Genomic DNA, 1,419 nt, shown 5'->3' on the forward strand with positions numbered 1-1,419 from the left:
CAAGATCATCGACTGGGTCACCGCGACCGATCCGATCCAGGACAACGACGGCAGCTGGGTCGAGATGACGACGGAGAAGACCGGGCCGTCGTTCCGCTCCGGCGGCGAAGACTGGACCGCGCCCGCGTCGATCTTCACTGCGGCCCGGCTGTCGCCCTTGGTGATGCCGCGGTTCACGACGATGATCGGCATGCGCCGACGCCGCGCCAGCTCGATGAGCCGCATGCCCGAGTTCACGACGAGCGAGGAGCCCGCCACCAGCAGGGTGTCGGCTGCCCGGACGAGCGACGCTGCGGCCTGGTACACGTCGACCGGCACGAACTCGCCGAAGAACACGACGTCGGGCTTCAGGATGCCCCCGCACACGGTGCACGCGGGGATCACCATCGTCTCGACGTCATCCACGTCGACGTCGCCGTCGGGCCGGGCCCGGATGGCGCGCTCCAGGTCGATCGACGGGTTCAGCTCGGCGAGCCGGTCGGCGATGGCCTGCCGGGCGTAGTGCTGGCCGCAGGTGAGGCAGAGCACGCGATCCATGCCGCCGTGCAGCTCGACCACGTGCCGGCTGCCCGCCCGGCGGTGCAGGCCGTCGACGTTCTGCGTGACGACGCCGTCGACGATGCCGTCCGCCTCGAGGTCGGCAAGCGCGAGGTGGCCCCGGTTCGGCTGGGCGGCGCCGAAGCTGCGCCAGCCCAGGTGGCTGCCCGCCCAGTACCGCTTGCGCGCCGTCTCGGAGGCGAGGAACGCCTGGAAGGTCATGGGCGTGCGCACCGGCGCGCCCTCGCCGCGGTAGTCGGGGATGCCGGAGTCCGTCGAGACCCCCGCGCCGGTGAGCACCGCCACGCGCGAACCGCGCATGAGTCCGATCGCCGTCTCGAACTGTTCGTCGGCGATCATCGGAGCTTCGAGGCCAGGCACCACGGCGTCTCCCTTCGACGTGGTCCGATTCTAGACGTGTCCGTTTTCCGGAATGTTTCGCGCACTGGCAGGCTAGGGGGAGGAGATCCATGCACATCGAACGAGTCCGCGACGCGGCATCCGACGCCGTGGCCGACTACGCCCGGCTCACCGACGTGACCCTGCGCAGCGCCCACGAGCCCGCCGAGGGCCTGTACATCGCCGAATCGGCCAAGGTCATCCGCCGCGCGATCGGCGCGGGGCACCGCCCGCGCTCGGTGCTGATGGAGGAGAAGTGGCTCGCCGGACTCGAGGCCGAGCTCGCGCCGTTCGACGTCCCCGTGCACCTGGCCGACCCCGACCAGCTCGAGGAGATCACCGGCTACCGCGTCCACCGGGGCGCACCACCGACGCCCAGAACGCCAACGACACCGACATGGCCTGGCTCGCGCACATCTCGGACTGGCAGGCCGAGACAGCCGACCCCGGAGAGTTCCTGGATTCGCTCCGGTTCGAGATCGG

General features: G+C 70.6%; 1 protein-coding gene and 1 pseudogene. One reads left to right on the plus strand and one right to left on the minus strand.

Annotation, left to right across the window (positions count from 1 at the left end; translation table 11 throughout):
• The coding region (locus tag GH736_RS22965; protein WP_159607334.1) for a Sir2 family NAD-dependent protein deacetylase at positions 1-897 on the minus strand (897 nt) is incomplete at its 3' end.
• 149 nt (positions 898-1,046) lie between these two features.
• Between GH736_RS22965 and GH736_RS24390 the strand changes: the two are divergent.
• A pseudogene (locus tag GH736_RS24390) lies at positions 1,047-1,419 on the plus strand (hypothetical protein); the annotation flags it as partial.

It is taken from the genome of Agromyces humi (genome assembly GCF_009720255.1).
In the GTDB taxonomy this organism is placed as follows: Bacteria; Actinomycetota; Actinomycetes; order Actinomycetales; family Microbacteriaceae; genus Agromyces; species Agromyces humi.